Genomic DNA, 14,861 nt, shown 5'->3' with positions numbered 1-14,861 from the left:
TGCGGCTGAGCGTCCTATACTGGCATGCTGAAAAAGCATGGTTGACGGATAAGCTACGAGGTGACGCATGGACGTACGCATCGACGCATCGTGGAAGGCGCGGCTGGAAGGCGAGTTTGCCCAGCCCTACTGGGAACGCCTGGCCGCTTTCGTGAAGCAAGAGTATGCGGCGGGGCCGTGTTTTCCGCCGGGTAAAACCATCTTCCGCGCGTTCGACCTGACGCCGTTCGAGCAAGTCAAGGTCGTGATCCTGGGGCAGGACCCGTATCACACGCCGGGCGCGGCCATGGGCCTGTGTTTTTCGATTCCCGAAGGCACGCCGCCGCAGCCGAGCTTGCAAAATATCTTCAAGGAATTGCAGAGTGACCTGGGCGTGGCGCGCACGCGCACGGATTTGTCGGACTGGGCCGAACAAGGCGTGTTCCTGCTCAACAGCGTGCTGACGGTGCGCGCGGGCGCGGCCGGTTTGCATGCGGGCAAGGGCTGGGAAAAACTGACGGACAGCGCCATCCGCCACCTGTCCGCCGAGCGCAACAATCTCGTGTTCATCCTGTGGGGCGGCTATGCGCAAGCCAAGCGCACCCTGATCGATCCCGGCAAGCACCTGGTGCTGGCGGCGCCGCATCCATCCCCCTTGTCGGCCAGCAAAGGTTTCTTTGGCAGCAAGCCGTTCAGCCAGGCCAACGCCTATTTGCAGGCGCATGGCCAGGCGCCCATCGCCTGGGCCTAAATCAGATACGGCACGGCAACCGACAGCGGCAGGCGTTGCTCCCTGCCGCTGTCTTCGCGCGACTTACAACACCTGGACAGAACCGTAGCGAGCGGATGTGCGGCGTGGCCGAGAAGCGCAGCTGTGCTTTAGCACAGTGAGCATCGGAGGCCGCGCCCCACGCCGCGCAGTAGGTACTGTCAGGTGTTAAAAACTGGTGGACAGGCCGGCGTAGATGCTGCGGCGGGCGCCGTACTGCGGCGCCCCCACGCCCACGCCGGAACCGTCGCGCAGCAGATATGATTTGTCGAACAGGTTGATCAGGGCCAATCGCCCCTCGATTCTGCCGACCGGCGTGTGCTTCCACGTGTGCGTGAGCGCCGTGTTGACGGTGAAGTAGCTCGGCAGATGGCCGGAATTGGGCGCGCCGCCGTCCGGGGTCATGCGCAGGCCGCTGCCGTAGAGGAAGTCAGCGCTCACTTGCGAATCGCCAAAGTGATAATGGCCGCCGCCCGACAAGGTGTATTTCTGGTCATGATCGAGGTAGACATAGTGCTTGCTGATGTAGTTCAACTCATCGGCGCCAAACAGGGCCTGGCCCGAATTGATGTTGCGGCCCTGCGCCTTTTGCGTGCTGGCGTTGAGGAACAGGCCCCAGTTTTTCTCGCTGTAGATGGCGGATAACTCCAGGCCCTTGGCGTAGCCGTCCGCATAGTTGAATGGCGTCAAAATCAATGCCTGGCCGAACTGGCCTTCGTCGAGCAGGTTGTTGATCTTTTTGTAGTACACATCGGCCGTCACGGTCAGTTTCGCATTCACCTGGTGGCTGATGCCCACGTCGTAGTAATGCGTGCGCTCGGCCTTGACGTTGTCGGACTGGCCGATTTCCGGCGCATTCGTCGTGTTCGCGTACAGGTCGATGCTGCCCTGGGCCGCCAGTTCCTGCGGCGGCGGCGTGAAGTAGCGCGAATAGCCGGCGTGCAGGGCCGTGCCCGGCGCGATCTGGTAGGCCAGATTGACGCGCGGGCTCCATTGCTGTTCGCTCGTGTAGGCCGAGACCTTGTCGAAGCGGGCGCCATAGTTCAGGGTCAGGGGCTTGCTGATGTGCCATTCATCCTGCAGGTAAAAACTGGCCAGGGTGCCCGTCTTGCCGCTGTTGTCGAGTATCGAGATGGGCGTGGTGGACGTTTGCGCGCCGTCCATGGCGGGGAAGACGGCCACCGTGTTGTCGCTCGTCGTCTTCTGGCGCGTATAGGCCAGGCCGGCGCGCACGGTGTGGTCCTGGTGCCATTTGTAGCTGATGTCGAACTGGGCACCGGAGGCGCTGTTCGCGCGGCGCGAGTCCGAGGCCACGCCGTTGTAGATCAGGTCGCCGATGGAGTCGGGCGTGAAGTGCAGCTCCGAATACTGGTGGAAAGCCGACACCTGGTAATTGACGTCGCCCAGGCTTTTTTGCAGCGACAGCACGAGGAAGCGGTTCACCTCGCGCTGGTTTTCATTGAGCTGCGACGACGGTAACGTGGACGTGCCCGCCTGCGCATCGCTGTGGCCAGCCAGCGAGAAGGCGGGCGCCTGGTTCGGGTTGTTCGGGATCTGGAAGCGGCCGTTATACGTGCCGAACATGGCACCCAGGCGCGTGTTGTCATCGAGGAAATACGACAAGCTGCCGAACGATTTGTTCTGGCGCGTCTTGTCGTGCAGGGCGCTGCGCGTGTCTTGCGGGTTTTCCACGCCCAGGGAATTACCGAGGTAGCTGCCGGACAGGTAGTAATTGAACTTGCCCACGCTGCCGAAAAATTCGGCACTCGGCTCCACGTGGTCGTGGCTGCCGACCATGATGCCGATGCGCCCGCCTGGCGTCATGCCACCCTCCTTCGTTTCAATATCGACGATGCCTGCCGTGCGCAGGCCGAACTGGGCCGGCAAGGCGCCCGTCATGAAATCCGTCTTGTCGATCAATCGCGTGTCGATCGATTGGCCAAAGCCGGTGATGCTTTCCGGCAGTTGCACGCCATTGATGCGGTATTGCACGTTGGCATGGTCGTCGCGCACGTGCAGGGCACCGGAACCCTTCGAGTCCTGCGATACGCCCGGCAAACGCAGCAGCACTTCATTGAATGGCGTGTTGTCGCCCTGGCCCAGCATGTCGACCATGTGGCTGTCGATGCTGTAGATGGTGGTGCCGACTTTTGGCGACAGCTCGATGCGGGCGCTTTTCAGGTGGGCGGACGTGACTTCGACCTTTTGCATCTCTTGTGGTGCGGCATCTGCCGCTGCGGTGGCTTCGGCGGCATGCGCGGAACTCGTAAACAGGCTGGCAAGGGCGAGCGACAGCGCGCTCAGGCGGGGAGTGTATTGCATGGTAAGCCTCAAAATAGTCAACGCCAGGCGGCCCGGCGCGCATGAACGCGCGACTAGGGGCAGCCTGAAAAAAAGGAAAAACAGCGTGGGAACTACAGTGAGGCGGCAGGCGGGCCGCGCACGGGCGGCAGGATGAGGGCGGCGACGGGCGCCAGGGGGGCGGGCGCGATGGCCAGCAAGCGGTACGGCAGTAACTGGGCGGGCGGCTCGGCGATGGCCGGCGGCACGGCGATGTCGGCCACCTTGTCGATGACCGTGGCGCACAGCGCGCACTCTTCCGCGTCGAGGGTGGTTTTGTGCAGGTGCGAGGCGGCCGTCGACAGCAGGAACACGAGGGCCAGCGCACTGAACAGTGCCACGCACAACTGCCACGGCGTGCGCGCGAAGGCGGCGGCACCGTGATGAGCAAGCTTGCGGGTGGGCTGGCGGGAAGACATGGGCGCATAGTAGCAAGAAAATCGCCCCGCTGTCAGCGCTTGTTGCAATTCAATTGCGCTGGACGAACATTACAGGGTAGCGCGCAGTTCGCGTGGCGACAGGCCGTAGTGCTGGCGGAAACGGGCCGCGAAGCGCGAGGGCGAGGCGTAGCCGCAGGCGGCCGCGATGTCGCTGATGGGTAAGATGCCAGATTGCAATTCCTGCAAGGCCAGTCCCAGCCGTACATCTTCGAGGATGGCGCGGAAGTGGCGCTGTTCCAGGGCCAGCTGGCGGCGCAGGGTGGACGCGCCCACATGGAGTTTCGACGCCACCTTGGCAACACTCCAGTCGGCGGCCGGGTCCAGCAGCAGCACTTGCTGCACGCGCGCGGCCAGCGGATCGCGGCGGTCCAGCAGCAGCGGGCCGCAATGGCCGCCCAGGGCCAGGGCCAGCAGCAAGCCTTCCGCCTGGTGCGCCAGCAGTGCGGGCGGTGCGCCACTCGCCAGGCTGGCCATCAACTGGTCCCAGGCATGCGCCGCGTGGGCATCGAGCGGCACGCACAGGCTGGCCGTGGCCGCATGGCGCAGCTGGGCATCGACGAGGCCGCCATGGCGCGCGCGAAAACGGGCGATCAGGGCCGGTGAAAAACTCAGCACTTCGGCCCGGTAGCCTTGCGCGTCGGGCAGGTTGGCCACGCCCAATTCCTGTCCCGCCGGCATCAGCACCACGTCGTGCGTGCCGGCGCGCGCCTGGCGAGCGCCCCATTCCAGCAGCTTCGTTCCCTGTCGCACGCGGCACAGGGCGCTCTGGAAGACGGGCACGCGGCGCAGGGTTTGCGCGCGGCGCGCCTCGATGGTGCCATGGGCGATGCGCAGTTCGCTCAGGGCGACCGCTTCCATCTCATCTGCCATACAGTCCCGTCAGTTGGGCCTTGCCCAGCGCGTTGGCGTTGAGCATGTAGCCGAGCATGGCGCCGCTGGCGTGCCGGTCCAGCGGCAACTTGTCCGTTTTCAGCGCCCACACGGTGATCTGGTAACGGTGCGCCTTGTCGCCCGGTGGCGGGCAGGCGCCGCCGTAGCTGCTGTCGCCGTAATCGTTGCGCCCTTGTATGGCGCCCGCAGGCAGGGTGCTGGCCGTTGCGGCGCCCGGCAAGGACGTGGTGCTGGCGGGCACATTGAACACGCTCCAGTGCCACCAGCCGCTGCCCGTGGGCGCGTCCGGGTCGTATAGGGTGACGGCGTAGCTTTTGGTGCCGGCCGGCGCGCCCTGCCATGACAATTGCGGCGACAGGTTGCCGCCCGTGCAGCCGAAGCCCTGGAATACTTGCGCCGGCGCCAGGGTCTGGCCCGGTGCGATGTCGCTGCTGGTGACTGTGAAATCGGCGGCGTGGGCGCCCAGGTGCAGAGCGAGACCCAGCGTGACGGCGAGCAAACGGGAGGTGGTCATGGTTTTCCTTTCGATGAAGTATAGGCGAAAGTGTATGTCGTGCAACATTGACTGGCGATGCCGATGCGCTCGATGATGGTGCCGAAACGCTCGTTTTTACCTGATTTCAATGTTCTCATGAGCATGTTGTTGCGTTTGCCGTTTCCTGCCTGCGCATGATTTTCACTGCGGGGCTTTCATGCTATCGTTCTGCAGCCCAAAATTCCCGAGTCGCCTCCCATGTCCAAACGCCCGAGCAAGTGGTTGATCAGCAAACTGCACCTGTATGCGGGCCTGTGGTTCGGCGCCCTGTTCGTCCTGCTGGGCTTGACGGGATCGGCCATCGCCTGGATGCCGGAGCTCGACGCGTATCTGAATCCGACCCTGCTCCAGGCGAGTACGCCCGCGCCCGGCCAGGTGTTCCAGGTGACGCCGCGCACGGTGCAAGCGGTGGTCGATGGGCTTGCGGCCGACCCCGCCTACGGTAAGCCGGCCCAGCTCAATCCGCCCGCCGATGCGCGCGACGTGTACGTGGCCTCGTACCGCCAGGCGGACAAGCCGTCCCCCTTCAGCCAGGCCATCGTGCGCCAGGTGATGGTCGACCCCTACACCCTGCAAGTCAAAGGCGAGCGCGACTGGGGGCGTTTCGGCCTCACGCGCCCGCTGCTGATGTCGGGCATGTTTCATCTGCACCGCTATTTATTGTCGGGCGAAGTAGGCAAGACCATCACGGGCATCTCGGGCGTAATGCTGCTGCTGATGGCCTTGAGCGGCATCTATCTGTGGTGGCCGCGCCTGCAGTGGACGGCGGTCAAGCGCGCGCTGACGGTGTCGCATGGCGGTTCCTGGCCCCGCTTCAATTACACGTTTCACAAGGCGGCCGGCTTTTTTGCCGCGCCCGTACTGGCCGTGCTCGCCTTTTCCGGCATTTATTTCAATTTGCCGCAATTGGTCGTGCCGCTGGTGGAACTCGTGTCGACGGCGCCGGACAAGGCCAAGCTGAAAAATCTGCGGCAGGACGGCGACCTGCTCGATGCGGGCCAGGCCATGGCCGCCGCGCAGCAGCTGTATCCGCAGGCACGCGTGTCGCGCATCGTGCTGCCGGCGAAAAAAGACCAGCCCTACGACGTGCGCGTGCGCCAGCCCGGCGAAATCGCCCAGGGCGACGGTGCCACGCGCATCACGCTGGACGCGCGCAGCGGCTTGCCCCTGCGCATACGCGATCCCTTGCGGGCACCGGCCGGCGACGTCTTCCTGGGCTGGCAATTCCCCCTGCATTCGGGCCAGGCGTTTGGCGTGGCCGGGCGCGGTTTTATTACCGCCTTCGGCCTGATGCCGCTGCTGTTCCTGCTGACGGGGACATTGGTGTGGTGGAAACGGCGGCGCGGCCGGAAATAAGCGGCCGTCAGACCGATGCGGGGAAAGTTGCTATCATCATAGTATTTTCCGGCGTATCACGGACTCACCCGCACAAGGACCAGCATGAGCAATCCCGACATCACCGTAGCAATGTTGAATGAACGCGGCACGGGCCGCCTGCCCGGCCACCTGGGCATCGTCATCACGGAAGTGGGCGACGGCCAGCTGACGGCGGAATTGCCCGTGCTGCCGCATTTGCTGGCGCCGAACGGCTACCTGCACGCGGGCAGCGTGGTGACCCTGGCCGACACGGCTTCCGGCTATGGCTGCATCGTCAACCTGCCCGAGGGCGCGAGCAATTTTACGACCATCGAACTCAAATCGAACCACCTGGGCACGGCCCGCGAAGGCACGCTCACCTGCACGGCCAAAGTCGAGCACAAGGGCCGCAACACGCAAGTGTGGGATGCCGTGGTGAAAAGCAAGGACACGGGCAAGACGATAGCCTTGTTCCGCTGTACGCAGATGATTCTGTATCCTAAATAACCCAAGGGCAAAATCCGGGGTCGTACCCTGCAGGGTACGACCCCAGCCCTTGCTTTTGGGTTCGCTAGATTTTCACCCAGTTACCTTTATACAAAATCGGCCCCGTCGGTCCATTCGGATTCGGCGAACCGCCTTTCGGCTCCAGTGTGACGGCCAGCAGGGCCACGTCGTTGCCGATGGCGCGCTGGGACAAGGCCAGTTTTACATTGCCCTTGTCGGCCAATAAACCCAGGGAGCGCGGGTTGCCGCTCTTTGGCACGGCCCACAGTTCCAGATCCTTGTCGCTCGGCACGGGTGCGTTGCCCACCATGCGCACCTCGAGCGCGCCGTGGCGGCTGTCGGCCGTCAGCAACAGGGCCGTTTGCGCTTTCTCGTCCGTCAGGCTGGCGACATAGCTGATCTGCGGCGCGTCCATCACGCGGGTGGCCACGACGATGACCAGCAAGGCGGCGATGGCGCTCGAGGCCATGCCCAGACCACGCCAGAACGACAGCGAATCGCGCAACCACGACCAGCCGCCTTGCGGCGCCAGGTGCAAGCGCTGTTCGATCTGCTGCCACACGCGCTTGGGCGGCGCCACGGGCGTGGCGAATTCCGCCATCGGTTCCAGGCGCTGGCGCCATTCGGCCGTGATATTGCGCAAGTCGGCGTCGTTGTGCAGCCAGCCTTCGAAACGCCGCCGCGCGCCCCCTTTCAGCGTGCCCAGCACGTATTCGGACGCCAGTTTCTGGCGCAGCACGTCATTGCCGCGGATATTCATGATGCCTCCCGTTTCGCCAGACACGTGCGCAGCCGTTCCAGGCTGCGGCGTATCCAGGTCTTCACGGTGCCGATCGGCAGCGACATCTGCTGCGCCACTTCGCTGTGCGACAGGTCATGATAGAACGCCAGGGCGACCACCTGCCGGTGCAGCCCTTCCAGGGCGGACATGCAAAACGCCAGCGCCTTGGCGTCACCGCTCAGCTGCAGTGACTCGATCGGCGTGGCCTGGGGGTCTCGGAGTGCATTCATGACTTCGCTATCAAACTGTTCGGCATCGATTTCCACGGTATCGTCGCTGCGCCGCAGCACATCGAACGCCTTGTTGCGCACGATGGTGGCCATCCAGGTCATCGGCGCCGCCAGATGGCTTTGATACGTGGCGGCGTTGTTCCAGATGGCGACGAAACCCTCTTGCAAGGCTTCTTCAGCGAGCTCTTGCTTATGCAATATACGCAGCGCGAAGCCAAACAGTTTCGATGAGGTGGAGTGATAGAGCTGGCGGAACGCGGTGGCGTCCTTGTTGCCGGTGGCGAGCAGCCAGGTTTTCAGTTGCTGCGGGTCGAGCGATTGGGCGGCTAGGGGCACGGCTGGCCTTCACAAGGTGAGTGGGATCACGCCTGGGAAGGTTATAACAGGTTGATAACACTTGGCAACAAGGTTTTGTGCGGCGTTATCCTGCGATGGCCGTTTCGAGCAGCTTGTGCAGTTCGGCGAATTCCGGCTTGCCCACGTAGCGTTTCAGGATCTTGCCCTGCTTGTCGAGCACGAAGGTGGTGGGCGTGAGGGCCACGTCGCCGTAGGCCTTGGCCGCCTCGCCCGTGACGTCGAGCGCCACCTTGAACGGCAGCTGGCGCGTTTCGGCAAAGTTCAGCACGTAGTTGGCCGGATCGTATTTCATGGCCACGGCCACGAATTCCAGGCCCTGCCCCTTGTACTTGTTGTAGGTGTCGACCATGTCCGGCATTTCCGCCACGCAGGTGGTGCACGAGGTGGCCCAGAAATTGACCATCACGACCTTGCCGCGCAGGCTCGCCGAGGAAATCTTTTCGCCATGGATGCCGTGGAAGGTGACGTCCGGCGCGCTTTGCTTGTCATTGAGCGACAGATAGCCGGCCGCCGCCACGCCCGCCACGAGGACGGCGACGAGGGCTGGCTTGATCCAGGACTTGCTTGCGGATGGCGAAGTTGACATGGTTTTCACTTGAAAAGCGCGACGATGCGGCCATTATATCCGTATCGCCGCATCAAAGCCGTAGGTCAAACGGAGGAGGCGCTTATTGCTGCACCGTGTCGCTGACGGTGCTCGTCGTGCGCTGCTGCTGCGGCGGATCGGGTTGCAATTGCTTCAGTTCCGCTTCCGAAATGTAGTCGAACAGCTTGACCACTTTCTGCACGCCGCCCACGCCGCGCGCCACGTCGGCCGCGACCGTGCCTTCGCGCTGGGTGACCCGGCCCATCAGGAAGACGGTGGCGTTTTCCGTGACGACCTTGAACGAGGCGGCCGAGATGGTTTTCATGTCGACCAGGCTGGCCTTGACCTTGGTGGTGATCAGCGCGTCGTTCGAGCGCGAGGTGTAGCTGGCCGGACCGGCGATGATCAATTCATTGGCCACCGATTCCACGCCTTCGATATTGCGCACTTCGCGCTCGACGGCATTTTTCATCGCCTCGTCGCGCACTTCGCCCGTCAGCAGGACGCGGCGGTTGAAGCTGGTGACGTTCACGTGTCCCACGTCGCCGACGACGGAGGGGATGCGCGATTCGCCTTTCAGGGCGATCGACTTGTCTTCGGTCTGGGCGCCCAGGGTGCGGCGGTCCGCCGCGGCGACGCCGCCCATCACCGCGCCGCCGACCATCAATTCGATGCAGCCGGTGAGCGAAGTGAGCATGGCGCCGCACAGCAGTGCGGTGGCCAATGGGCGTTGTACGCGTTTCCAGCCTGGGCCAGTACCGAATTTAGTCATTCACGTCTCCTCCGAATAGGGCGACATCGATGCCGTCGCAGATGCAATGTATGGTGGTCAGGTGGACTTCCTGGATGCGCGCCGTGCGCTCGGCCGGCACGCAGATATGCACGTCGGCGTCCGTCAGCATCTTGCCGATGGCGCCGCCGTCCTTGCCCGTCAGCGCCACGACGCGCATTTCGCGCTCGAGCGCCGCTTCCACGGCGGCCATCACGTTGGCCGAATTGCCCGACGTGGAGATGGCCAGCAGGATGTCGCCAGCCTGGCCGAAAGCCTGCACCTGCTTCGAGAAGATGTCGCGGTAACTGTAGTCGTTGGCCACGGCCGTCAGGATCGACGTATCCGTCGTCAGCGCCAGGGCCGGCAGCGGAAAGCGCTCGCGTTCGAAGCGCCCGACCAGCTCGGCCGCGAAATGCTGGCAGTCGGCGGCGGAACCGCCGTTGCCGCAGGCGAGGATCTTGTTGCCGTTCGACAATGCATAAAACATCAGGTCGATCGCCTGCGCAATGGGTTGCGCCAGTACGGTGGCGGCCTGGATCTTGAGTTCGGCACTTTCGTGGAAGTGCGAGAGGATGCGTTGATTATTCATAGTCTGCCGATTATAGTGCAGGCGCGCGGCATGGCGGACAAGCACTGTTAAAAATGCTTACATATCGAGAATGTTCTTCAGCCAGCTGATGCGTCCGCCATCGATGGCCAGCGCGTCGAAGCGGCACGGCGGCATGGTTTTCTGCCCCAGCAGCCAGGTTTGCGCCGCCACCGTCATGCGCCGCTGCTTGGCTGGCGTGATGCTGGCCAGGGCGCCGCCGAAGGCTGCACTGCTGCGTAGCCGCACTTCGACGAAGACGACCGAAGCGCCATCGCGCATGATCAGGTCCAGCTCGCCCCCCTTGCACAGATAATTGCGTTCCAGCAGCACCAGGCCTTGCAGCAGCAGATACGCGAGCGCATCGTCCTCCCCTTGCCGTCCCCGTGCCTGTTTATTCTGGAAAGGCAGGGGTGGCATGGCATGTCCTTATTGGGCCGGCGGCACAGAGACAGGCGCCGGCGCGGCCGGTGGCCAGGTGCCCAGCACGCCCTGCTGATAGGTGGCGGCCTGTTCCGTGCGTTCGAACACGCTTTGATCATCGTCGAAGCGCACGGCCAGGCGGCCCGTCACGCCATCGAGCGTGAACGGCGCGTTCGGCCGCAGCGCCACTTCGCGCGCCACGCGGAAGGCATCGATGCCCAGCGCGTACAGGCGTTCCATGTCGCCCGTCAGGCGGGCATCGGCCGGTTGCGGCGGCTGCGGATACACCATCACTTGCGGATGGTCGCGCTGCACTTGCCATGGCAAGTCCAGCAGGCGCGCGCCGTCGAGTTCGGGACCGCTGGCGCCGCGTCCGGCGCCGGGATTCAAGGACGAAGTGCCATACAGGGGCAGATCGCTGCCGATGGCCACGCGCAGCTGGCGTGCCTGGTCGGCGTCGAGCGCGGCAAACAGCAGGCCCGGCGGCGTGGCGGCCAGGCGCGCGCGCAGCTGCACCAGTTCCGCATCGCTCAGGTAGCCATTCGTGGCCGTCAAGTCCATCGTCTCGATCTTGCCTCCCTGGCGCAGCCATTCCTGCTTGAAGGCGGCGCTGATGCGGCGCTGCGAGGGCGAACTGGCCGACAGGATCAGCGCGCTGGCGCCAGGCTGTTCGCTGGCGGCCCAGGCGGCGACCTGGCGCGCTTCCGCTTCGATCGACAGGCCCATCACCAGCAGCTTGGCCGGCAGGCGCGCTTCGCCGCGGTTGTCCGGGTGGTTCAGGGCGATCGTCGGCTTGCGCACCAGGTTGCTGTTCGCCACGGCCGTCACGGCCGAGCGCGACAAAGGACCGACGACGATGTCCTGTTCCTCCTGCGCTTGGGCAAACTTGTTCAGCACGTCCGTACTGCCGTCGCCCGTGTCGATCACCGTCACTTCAAAGCCGCTGCGGTCGCGCTCGTACGCGGCCATGAAGCCGGCGCGCAGCAATTCGGCGGCCGGTCCCAGGGAAGCGGAGCGCAGCGGCAGCAGCAGGCCGATGTGATGGACATTGCCGTCGGACGGCGCCGGCGCCGTGGCGGCCGGCATGTCCTGCGGCGTGCCGGTGGCCGGCTTGGTATCGATGGGTGCCAACGGGGCGCCGTTGCCGTCGTAGGCGGTAATATCGGGCACGGCCACGGCAAACGTCACCGGTTCGGGCGCGGGCGGCTTGGGCGGCACGGGCGGTGGCAGCGGCTTCGGTGGCGGCAGCGCCCTTGTGTTAGATTCAATAGGCGCGCACAATTGCCCGGGCGCGTCGCAAGGCGTGCTGCAAGCGCTCAGCATGCCGGTCGCGGCACAAACAAGCAGTAACTTCACACTATTAGCAAGCATTTAACCTCCAAAATGACCGTACAAGAAATCAGTTCCATCGCCAGCCTGCCCATCATGACAGAGGCGGCGCACCAGGTCTATCCTATCGCAACATTGTATATAGTGGCCACGCCCATCGGTAATGTGACCGATATCAGCCTGCGCGCGCTGCACTTGCTGAGCCTTGCCGACGCCGTCGCCTGTGAAGATACGCGCAACACGGCGCACCTGCTGACGCGCTTTGGCTTGAACAAGCCATTGATTGCGGCGCATCAACATAACGAGCGCGAAGTGGCGCAAACCCTGATCGCCCGCCTGCACGCCGGCGAACGCATCGCCCTCGTTTCCGACGCCGGTACGCCCGCCGTGTCCGACCCCGGCGCGCGCATCGTCGACGCCGTGCGCGCGGCCGGCCTGCGCGTGCTGCCCCTGCCCGGCCCGTCGGCGGCGATTACCGCCATTTCCGCCAGCGGCCTGTTGAATGACCAGTTCTACTTTGTCGGCTTCCTGCCGGCAAAAGCCAAGCAGCGCGAAAACATGCTGCACAGCCTGCGCGGCGTGACGGCCACGATGGTGTTTTATGAAGCGCCGCACCGCATCCTCGATTGCGCCACGGCCCTGGCGGAAGCGTTCGAACCGACGCGCCAGGTGGTGTTCGCGCGCGAGCTGACGAAACTGTTCGAGGAAATCCACCGCTGCCCCCTGTCCGAGGCGGAAAGCTGGATACGCGCCGACGCGCACCGCGAAAAGGGAGAATTCGTCGTCCTGCTGGAAGGCGCCACGGAAGCGCAGGACGCGGAAGACGTGGAAGCGGAGCGCATCCTCAATATCCTGCTGGCCGAATGCAGCGTCAAGCAGGCAGCGAATCTGACGGCGCAAATCACGGGACGCAAGAAGAATGCGTTGTATGAGCGGGCCTTGCAGTTGAAGGGGCAGGAATAATTTGATAGCGGCCTGCCCCTGATGGGTGTGTTGTTAAACTATCACCACTTGCAGCCGCTATCCTTCTTGTCCAGCAACATCAATACGGGCGCCAGCAGGCCTGCGCCTGAGTAGGCGGTGCGGCAATCGCCGCGCTTGCCCTGCGCGATGTCGCGCGCCAGCTGGGTTTCCGTTTGCAGCGGCTTGTCTGGGATTTGCCCCACGGCCGTGCCTACCTTGGACGGGTCGCGCTCGCCGGCCATCTTGCGCGCCGTCCTCCTGGCCGCTTCCATGTCGAATTTCGGCGTCTCTTGCGTGAGGGTATCGGGACTGGCCGCCGGCGTGGCCGGTGACGCCGGGACGACCGTGATGGCTTGCGGGCTCGATGTCGGCGCCGTGGCTGCCGCCGGCGTTTCCCGGGCCGTAGCGCGTGTCGGCTTGCTGATGGGCTTGGGTTCGCGCTTCGGCTTGACGACTTCGACGGGCGGCGGGGGCGGCTTGGCGGCCAGTGGACGTATCCATACGGCGATCGACTCCACGCGCGGGACCGTGTCCGGTGGCGCTGCCGGCTGCACATGGCGCCACAGAGTGATCAAGGCGCCATGCAGCAGCAAGGACACGGCGATGCCCAGCACGATGCCGCGGCGGCTCGGCGCGGGCCGGCCACCGCCGCTTCTTTCCATCCTGAATTCCATTGCCGTCGTCGCCTTCATGTCTGATCGGGAAAACTTGCCAAGCCAGTGTCGCATACTTCAATCGTTTTGAAAAATACATGCATTCGAGTGCCGCGCGTAAATAATTTACACAGAGTTTCACCTGACCCTTGACCGAAGTCGATACGGCCTGTATTATCTTGGTCTTCGGAGTGTGGCGCAGCCCGGTAGCGCACCTGGTTTGGGACCAGGGGGTCCAAGGTTCGAATCCTTGTACTCCGACCAAATTTGTAGAAAAAAACCCAAGAGTTTCGGCTCTTGGGTTTTTTTTCGTCCGTACGGTTCACGTACGTCGGGGTCGGTCGGGGTAGGTCGGGTTAGCGCAAAGCGCGTAACCCGACAACACCGCAATGCCAACAATATTGTCGGATTACGCGTGGCGTCGCCACGCTAATCCGACCTACACAGCGGCGCGCTTCGCCGCAATGGCGTTGCCGGCGCGGCTCGATCCCTTGCGCCCCAGCTGCTGCGAGATGAACTGCCCCGCGTCCACCACCAGGTCCAGGTCGATGCCGGTGGCGATGCCCAGCCCTTGCATCATGTACAGCACTTCCTCGGTGGCCACGTTGCCGGTGGCGCCCTTGGCGTACGGGCAGCCGCCCAGGCCGGAGACGGACGAGTGATAGATCGCGATGCCCGTTTCCAGGCTGGCGTAGATATTTGCCAGCGCCTGGCCATAGGTATCGTGGAAGTGGCCGGACAGGCCGCCCACGTGGAAGGCGGCAATCGCGCGCTCCATCACCGCCTGCGTCTTGCGCGGCGTGGCCACGCCGATGGTGTCGGCGATGTCGATCTCGTCGCAACCGAGGTCGCGCATGCGGCCCACCACGTCGGCCACGGCGTCCAGCGGCACGTCTCCCTGGTAGGGGCAGCCGAAGGCGCAGCTGATGCTGCCGCGCAGGCGCAGGCCGTGTTCCTTGGCCGCCTTCGCCACGCCTTCGAAGCGGGCGATCGATTCGGCGATCGAGCAGTTGATGTTCTTTTGCGAGAACGCCTCCGACGCGGAACCGAAGATCACCACTTCATCGGCCTTCGCCGCCAGCGCCGCATCAAAGCCCTGCATGTTCGGCGTCAGCGCGGAATAGATGGTGCCGGCGCGGCGCGCGATTTTTTCCATCACTTCCGCGCTGGTGGCCATCTGCGGCACCCATTTCGGCGAGACGAAGGACGCCGCCTCGATATTGGCGAAGCCGGCCTGCGTCAGGCGGTCGACCAGCTCGATCTTGACGGCGGCGCTGATGGTTTCCTTCTCGTTTTGCAGGCCGTCGCGCGGTCCCACTTCGACGATCTTGACCTGCTTGGGCAAACTGGTAGTAGGGTTCATC

At 64.1% G+C, this 14,861-nt stretch carries 17 protein-coding genes and 1 tRNA gene; 5 read left to right on the top strand and 13 right to left on the bottom strand.

All coding sequences use genetic code 11. The features are described from left to right. The first annotated feature begins 67 nt into the window (after positions 1-67). The gene (ung, locus tag CLU90_RS18330; protein WP_100428598.1) at positions 68-730 is read left to right on the top strand and encodes a uracil-DNA glycosylase; all 663 of its coding nucleotides are present in this window, start codon (positions 68-70) and stop codon (positions 728-730) included. A gap of 186 nt (positions 731-916) precedes the next feature. Here ung and CLU90_RS18325 read toward each other — a convergent pair whose 3' ends face one another. The 4 genes from CLU90_RS18325 to CLU90_RS18310 all read right to left on the bottom strand — a co-directional run bounded on the left by CLU90_RS18325 (position 917) and on the right by CLU90_RS18310 (position 4,933). Then, complete coding sequence (locus tag CLU90_RS18325; protein ID WP_100428597.1) at positions 917-3,070, bottom strand: TonB-dependent receptor; 2,154 nt, start codon at positions 3,068-3,070, stop codon at positions 917-919. Positions 3,071-3,162: 92 nt separating this feature from the next. After that, positions 3,163-3,507, bottom strand: coding sequence for a hypothetical protein (locus CLU90_RS18320; protein ID WP_092719140.1), 345 nt, complete (start codon positions 3,505-3,507; stop codon positions 3,163-3,165). 69 nt (positions 3,508-3,576) lie between these two features. Beyond that, positions 3,577-4,398: a helix-turn-helix transcriptional regulator gene (locus CLU90_RS18315; RefSeq protein ID WP_198511237.1), complete on the bottom strand. Its 822-nt coding sequence runs from the start codon at positions 4,396-4,398 to the stop codon at positions 3,577-3,579. Further along, a complete protein-coding gene (locus tag CLU90_RS18310; RefSeq protein ID WP_100428595.1) occupies positions 4,388-4,933 on the bottom strand; it encodes a YbhB/YbcL family Raf kinase inhibitor-like protein in 546 nt (181 codons plus the stop codon). The genes CLU90_RS18315 and CLU90_RS18310 overlap by 11 nt, the downstream gene beginning before the upstream one ends. Positions 4,934-5,152: 219 nt before the next feature. Between CLU90_RS18310 and CLU90_RS18305 the strand changes: the two genes are divergently transcribed. Further along, positions 5,153-6,310: a PepSY-associated TM helix domain-containing protein gene (locus CLU90_RS18305; RefSeq protein WP_100428594.1), complete on the top strand. Its 1,158-nt coding sequence runs from the start codon at positions 5,153-5,155 to the stop codon at positions 6,308-6,310. Between the two features lie 84 nt (positions 6,311-6,394). After that, a complete protein-coding gene (locus CLU90_RS18300) occupies positions 6,395-6,817 on the top strand; it encodes a PaaI family thioesterase (RefSeq protein ID WP_092719133.1) in 423 nt (140 codons plus the stop codon). Between the two features lie 64 nt (positions 6,818-6,881). Here CLU90_RS18300 and CLU90_RS18295 read toward each other — a convergent pair whose 3' ends face one another. The 7 genes from CLU90_RS18295 to CLU90_RS18265 form a co-directional block, all read right to left on the bottom strand. Next, a complete protein-coding gene (locus CLU90_RS18295) occupies positions 6,882-7,577 on the bottom strand; it encodes an anti-sigma factor (RefSeq protein ID WP_092719130.1) in 696 nt (231 codons plus the stop codon). Beyond that, positions 7,574-8,164, bottom strand: a complete 591-nt coding sequence (locus CLU90_RS18290) for a sigma-70 family RNA polymerase sigma factor (RefSeq protein WP_100428593.1) — start codon at positions 8,162-8,164, stop codon at positions 7,574-7,576. Before CLU90_RS18290 ends, CLU90_RS18295 begins: the two co-directional genes overlap by 4 nt. A gap of 85 nt (positions 8,165-8,249) precedes the next feature. Next, on the bottom strand, positions 8,250-8,771 hold the full coding sequence (locus tag CLU90_RS18285; RefSeq protein ID WP_092719124.1) for a peroxiredoxin family protein: 522 nt from the start codon (positions 8,769-8,771) through the stop codon (positions 8,250-8,252). Positions 8,772-8,853: 82 nt separating this feature from the next. After that, entirely contained in the window at positions 8,854-9,543 is a 690-nt protein-coding gene (locus CLU90_RS18280; protein ID WP_100428592.1) for a BON domain-containing protein, read from the bottom strand. Next, complete coding sequence (locus CLU90_RS18275; RefSeq protein WP_071325998.1) at positions 9,536-10,132, bottom strand: phosphoheptose isomerase; 597 nt, start codon at positions 10,130-10,132, stop codon at positions 9,536-9,538. The genes CLU90_RS18280 and CLU90_RS18275 overlap by 8 nt, the downstream gene beginning before the upstream one ends. Before the next feature lie 57 nt (positions 10,133-10,189). Next, positions 10,190-10,549, bottom strand: a complete 360-nt coding sequence (locus CLU90_RS18270; RefSeq protein ID WP_092719119.1) for a YraN family protein — start codon at positions 10,547-10,549, stop codon at positions 10,190-10,192. A 9-nt stretch (positions 10,550-10,558) separates the two neighbouring features. After that, positions 10,559-11,875, bottom strand: a complete 1,317-nt coding sequence (locus CLU90_RS18265) for a penicillin-binding protein activator (RefSeq protein ID WP_232731251.1) — start codon at positions 11,873-11,875, stop codon at positions 10,559-10,561. A gap of 60 nt (positions 11,876-11,935) precedes the next feature. Between CLU90_RS18265 and rsmI the strand changes: the two genes are divergently transcribed. Further along, positions 11,936-12,844, top strand: a complete 909-nt coding sequence (rsmI, locus tag CLU90_RS18260; RefSeq protein WP_092719113.1) for a 16S rRNA (cytidine(1402)-2'-O)-methyltransferase — start codon at positions 11,936-11,938, stop codon at positions 12,842-12,844. A gap of 41 nt (positions 12,845-12,885) precedes the next feature. Here the strand turns inward: rsmI and CLU90_RS18255 are convergent, their stop codons facing one another. Continuing rightward, positions 12,886-13,506, bottom strand: coding sequence for a hypothetical protein (locus tag CLU90_RS18255; protein WP_157808854.1), 621 nt, complete (start codon positions 13,504-13,506; stop codon positions 12,886-12,888). A gap of 178 nt (positions 13,507-13,684) precedes the next feature. On the opposite strand from CLU90_RS18255, the gene CLU90_RS18250 reads away from it, so the two are divergent. Further along, a tRNA-Pro gene (locus CLU90_RS18250) sits at positions 13,685-13,761 on the top strand. Between the two features lie 175 nt (positions 13,762-13,936). Here the strand turns inward: CLU90_RS18250 and CLU90_RS18245 are convergent. Further along, positions 13,937-14,860 (bottom strand): hydroxymethylglutaryl-CoA lyase, encoded by a 924-nt coding sequence (locus tag CLU90_RS18245; protein WP_100428589.1) that lies wholly within the window; start codon positions 14,858-14,860, stop codon positions 13,937-13,939. Position 14,861: the final 1 nt, after the last annotated feature.

Origin of the sequence: Janthinobacterium sp. 67 (assembly GCF_002797895.1) — a bacterium.
Classification (GTDB): Bacteria; Pseudomonadota; Gammaproteobacteria; order Burkholderiales; family Burkholderiaceae_D; genus Janthinobacterium.
This window is presented reverse-complemented; position numbering and strand designations above follow the sequence as displayed.

Coding starts and splice junctions, on each gene's coding strand:
- CLU90_RS18325 (WP_100428597.1), bottom strand. CDS start 3,070: ATGCAATACACTCCCCGCCTGAGCGCGCTGTCGCTCGCCCTTGCCAGC.
- CLU90_RS18285 (WP_092719124.1), bottom strand. CDS start 8,771: ATGTCAACTTCGCCATCCGCAAGCAAGTCCTGGATCAAGCCAGCCCTC.
- CLU90_RS18295 (WP_092719130.1), bottom strand. CDS start 7,577: ATGAATATCCGCGGCAATGACGTGCTGCGCCAGAAACTGGCGTCCGAA.
- rsmI (WP_092719113.1), top strand. CDS start 11,936: ATGACCGTACAAGAAATCAGTTCCATCGCCAGCCTGCCCATCATGACA.
- CLU90_RS18300 (WP_092719133.1), top strand. CDS start 6,395: ATGAGCAATCCCGACATCACCGTAGCAATGTTGAATGAACGCGGCACG.
- CLU90_RS18320 (WP_092719140.1), bottom strand. CDS start 3,507: ATGTCTTCCCGCCAGCCCACCCGCAAGCTTGCTCATCACGGTGCCGCC.
- CLU90_RS18265 (WP_232731251.1), bottom strand. CDS start 11,875: ATGCTGAGCGCTTGCAGCACGCCTTGCGACGCGCCCGGGCAATTGTGC.
- CLU90_RS18315 (WP_198511237.1), bottom strand. CDS start 4,398: ATGGCAGATGAGATGGAAGCGGTCGCCCTGAGCGAACTGCGCATCGCC.
- CLU90_RS18275 (WP_071325998.1), bottom strand. CDS start 10,132: ATGAATAATCAACGCATCCTCTCGCACTTCCACGAAAGTGCCGAACTC.
- CLU90_RS18305 (WP_100428594.1), top strand. CDS start 5,153: ATGTCCAAACGCCCGAGCAAGTGGTTGATCAGCAAACTGCACCTGTAT.
- CLU90_RS18310 (WP_100428595.1), bottom strand. CDS start 4,933: ATGACCACCTCCCGTTTGCTCGCCGTCACGCTGGGTCTCGCTCTGCAC.
- CLU90_RS18280 (WP_100428592.1), bottom strand. CDS start 9,543: ATGACTAAATTCGGTACTGGCCCAGGCTGGAAACGCGTACAACGCCCA.
- CLU90_RS18255 (WP_157808854.1), bottom strand. CDS start 13,506: ATGGAAAGAAGCGGCGGTGGCCGGCCCGCGCCGAGCCGCCGCGGCATC.
- CLU90_RS18270 (WP_092719119.1), bottom strand. CDS start 10,549: ATGCCACCCCTGCCTTTCCAGAATAAACAGGCACGGGGACGGCAAGGG.
- CLU90_RS18245 (WP_100428589.1), bottom strand. CDS start 14,860: ATGAACCCTACTACCAGTTTGCCCAAGCAGGTCAAGATCGTCGAAGTG.
- ung (WP_100428598.1), top strand. CDS start 68: ATGGACGTACGCATCGACGCATCGTGGAAGGCGCGGCTGGAAGGCGAG.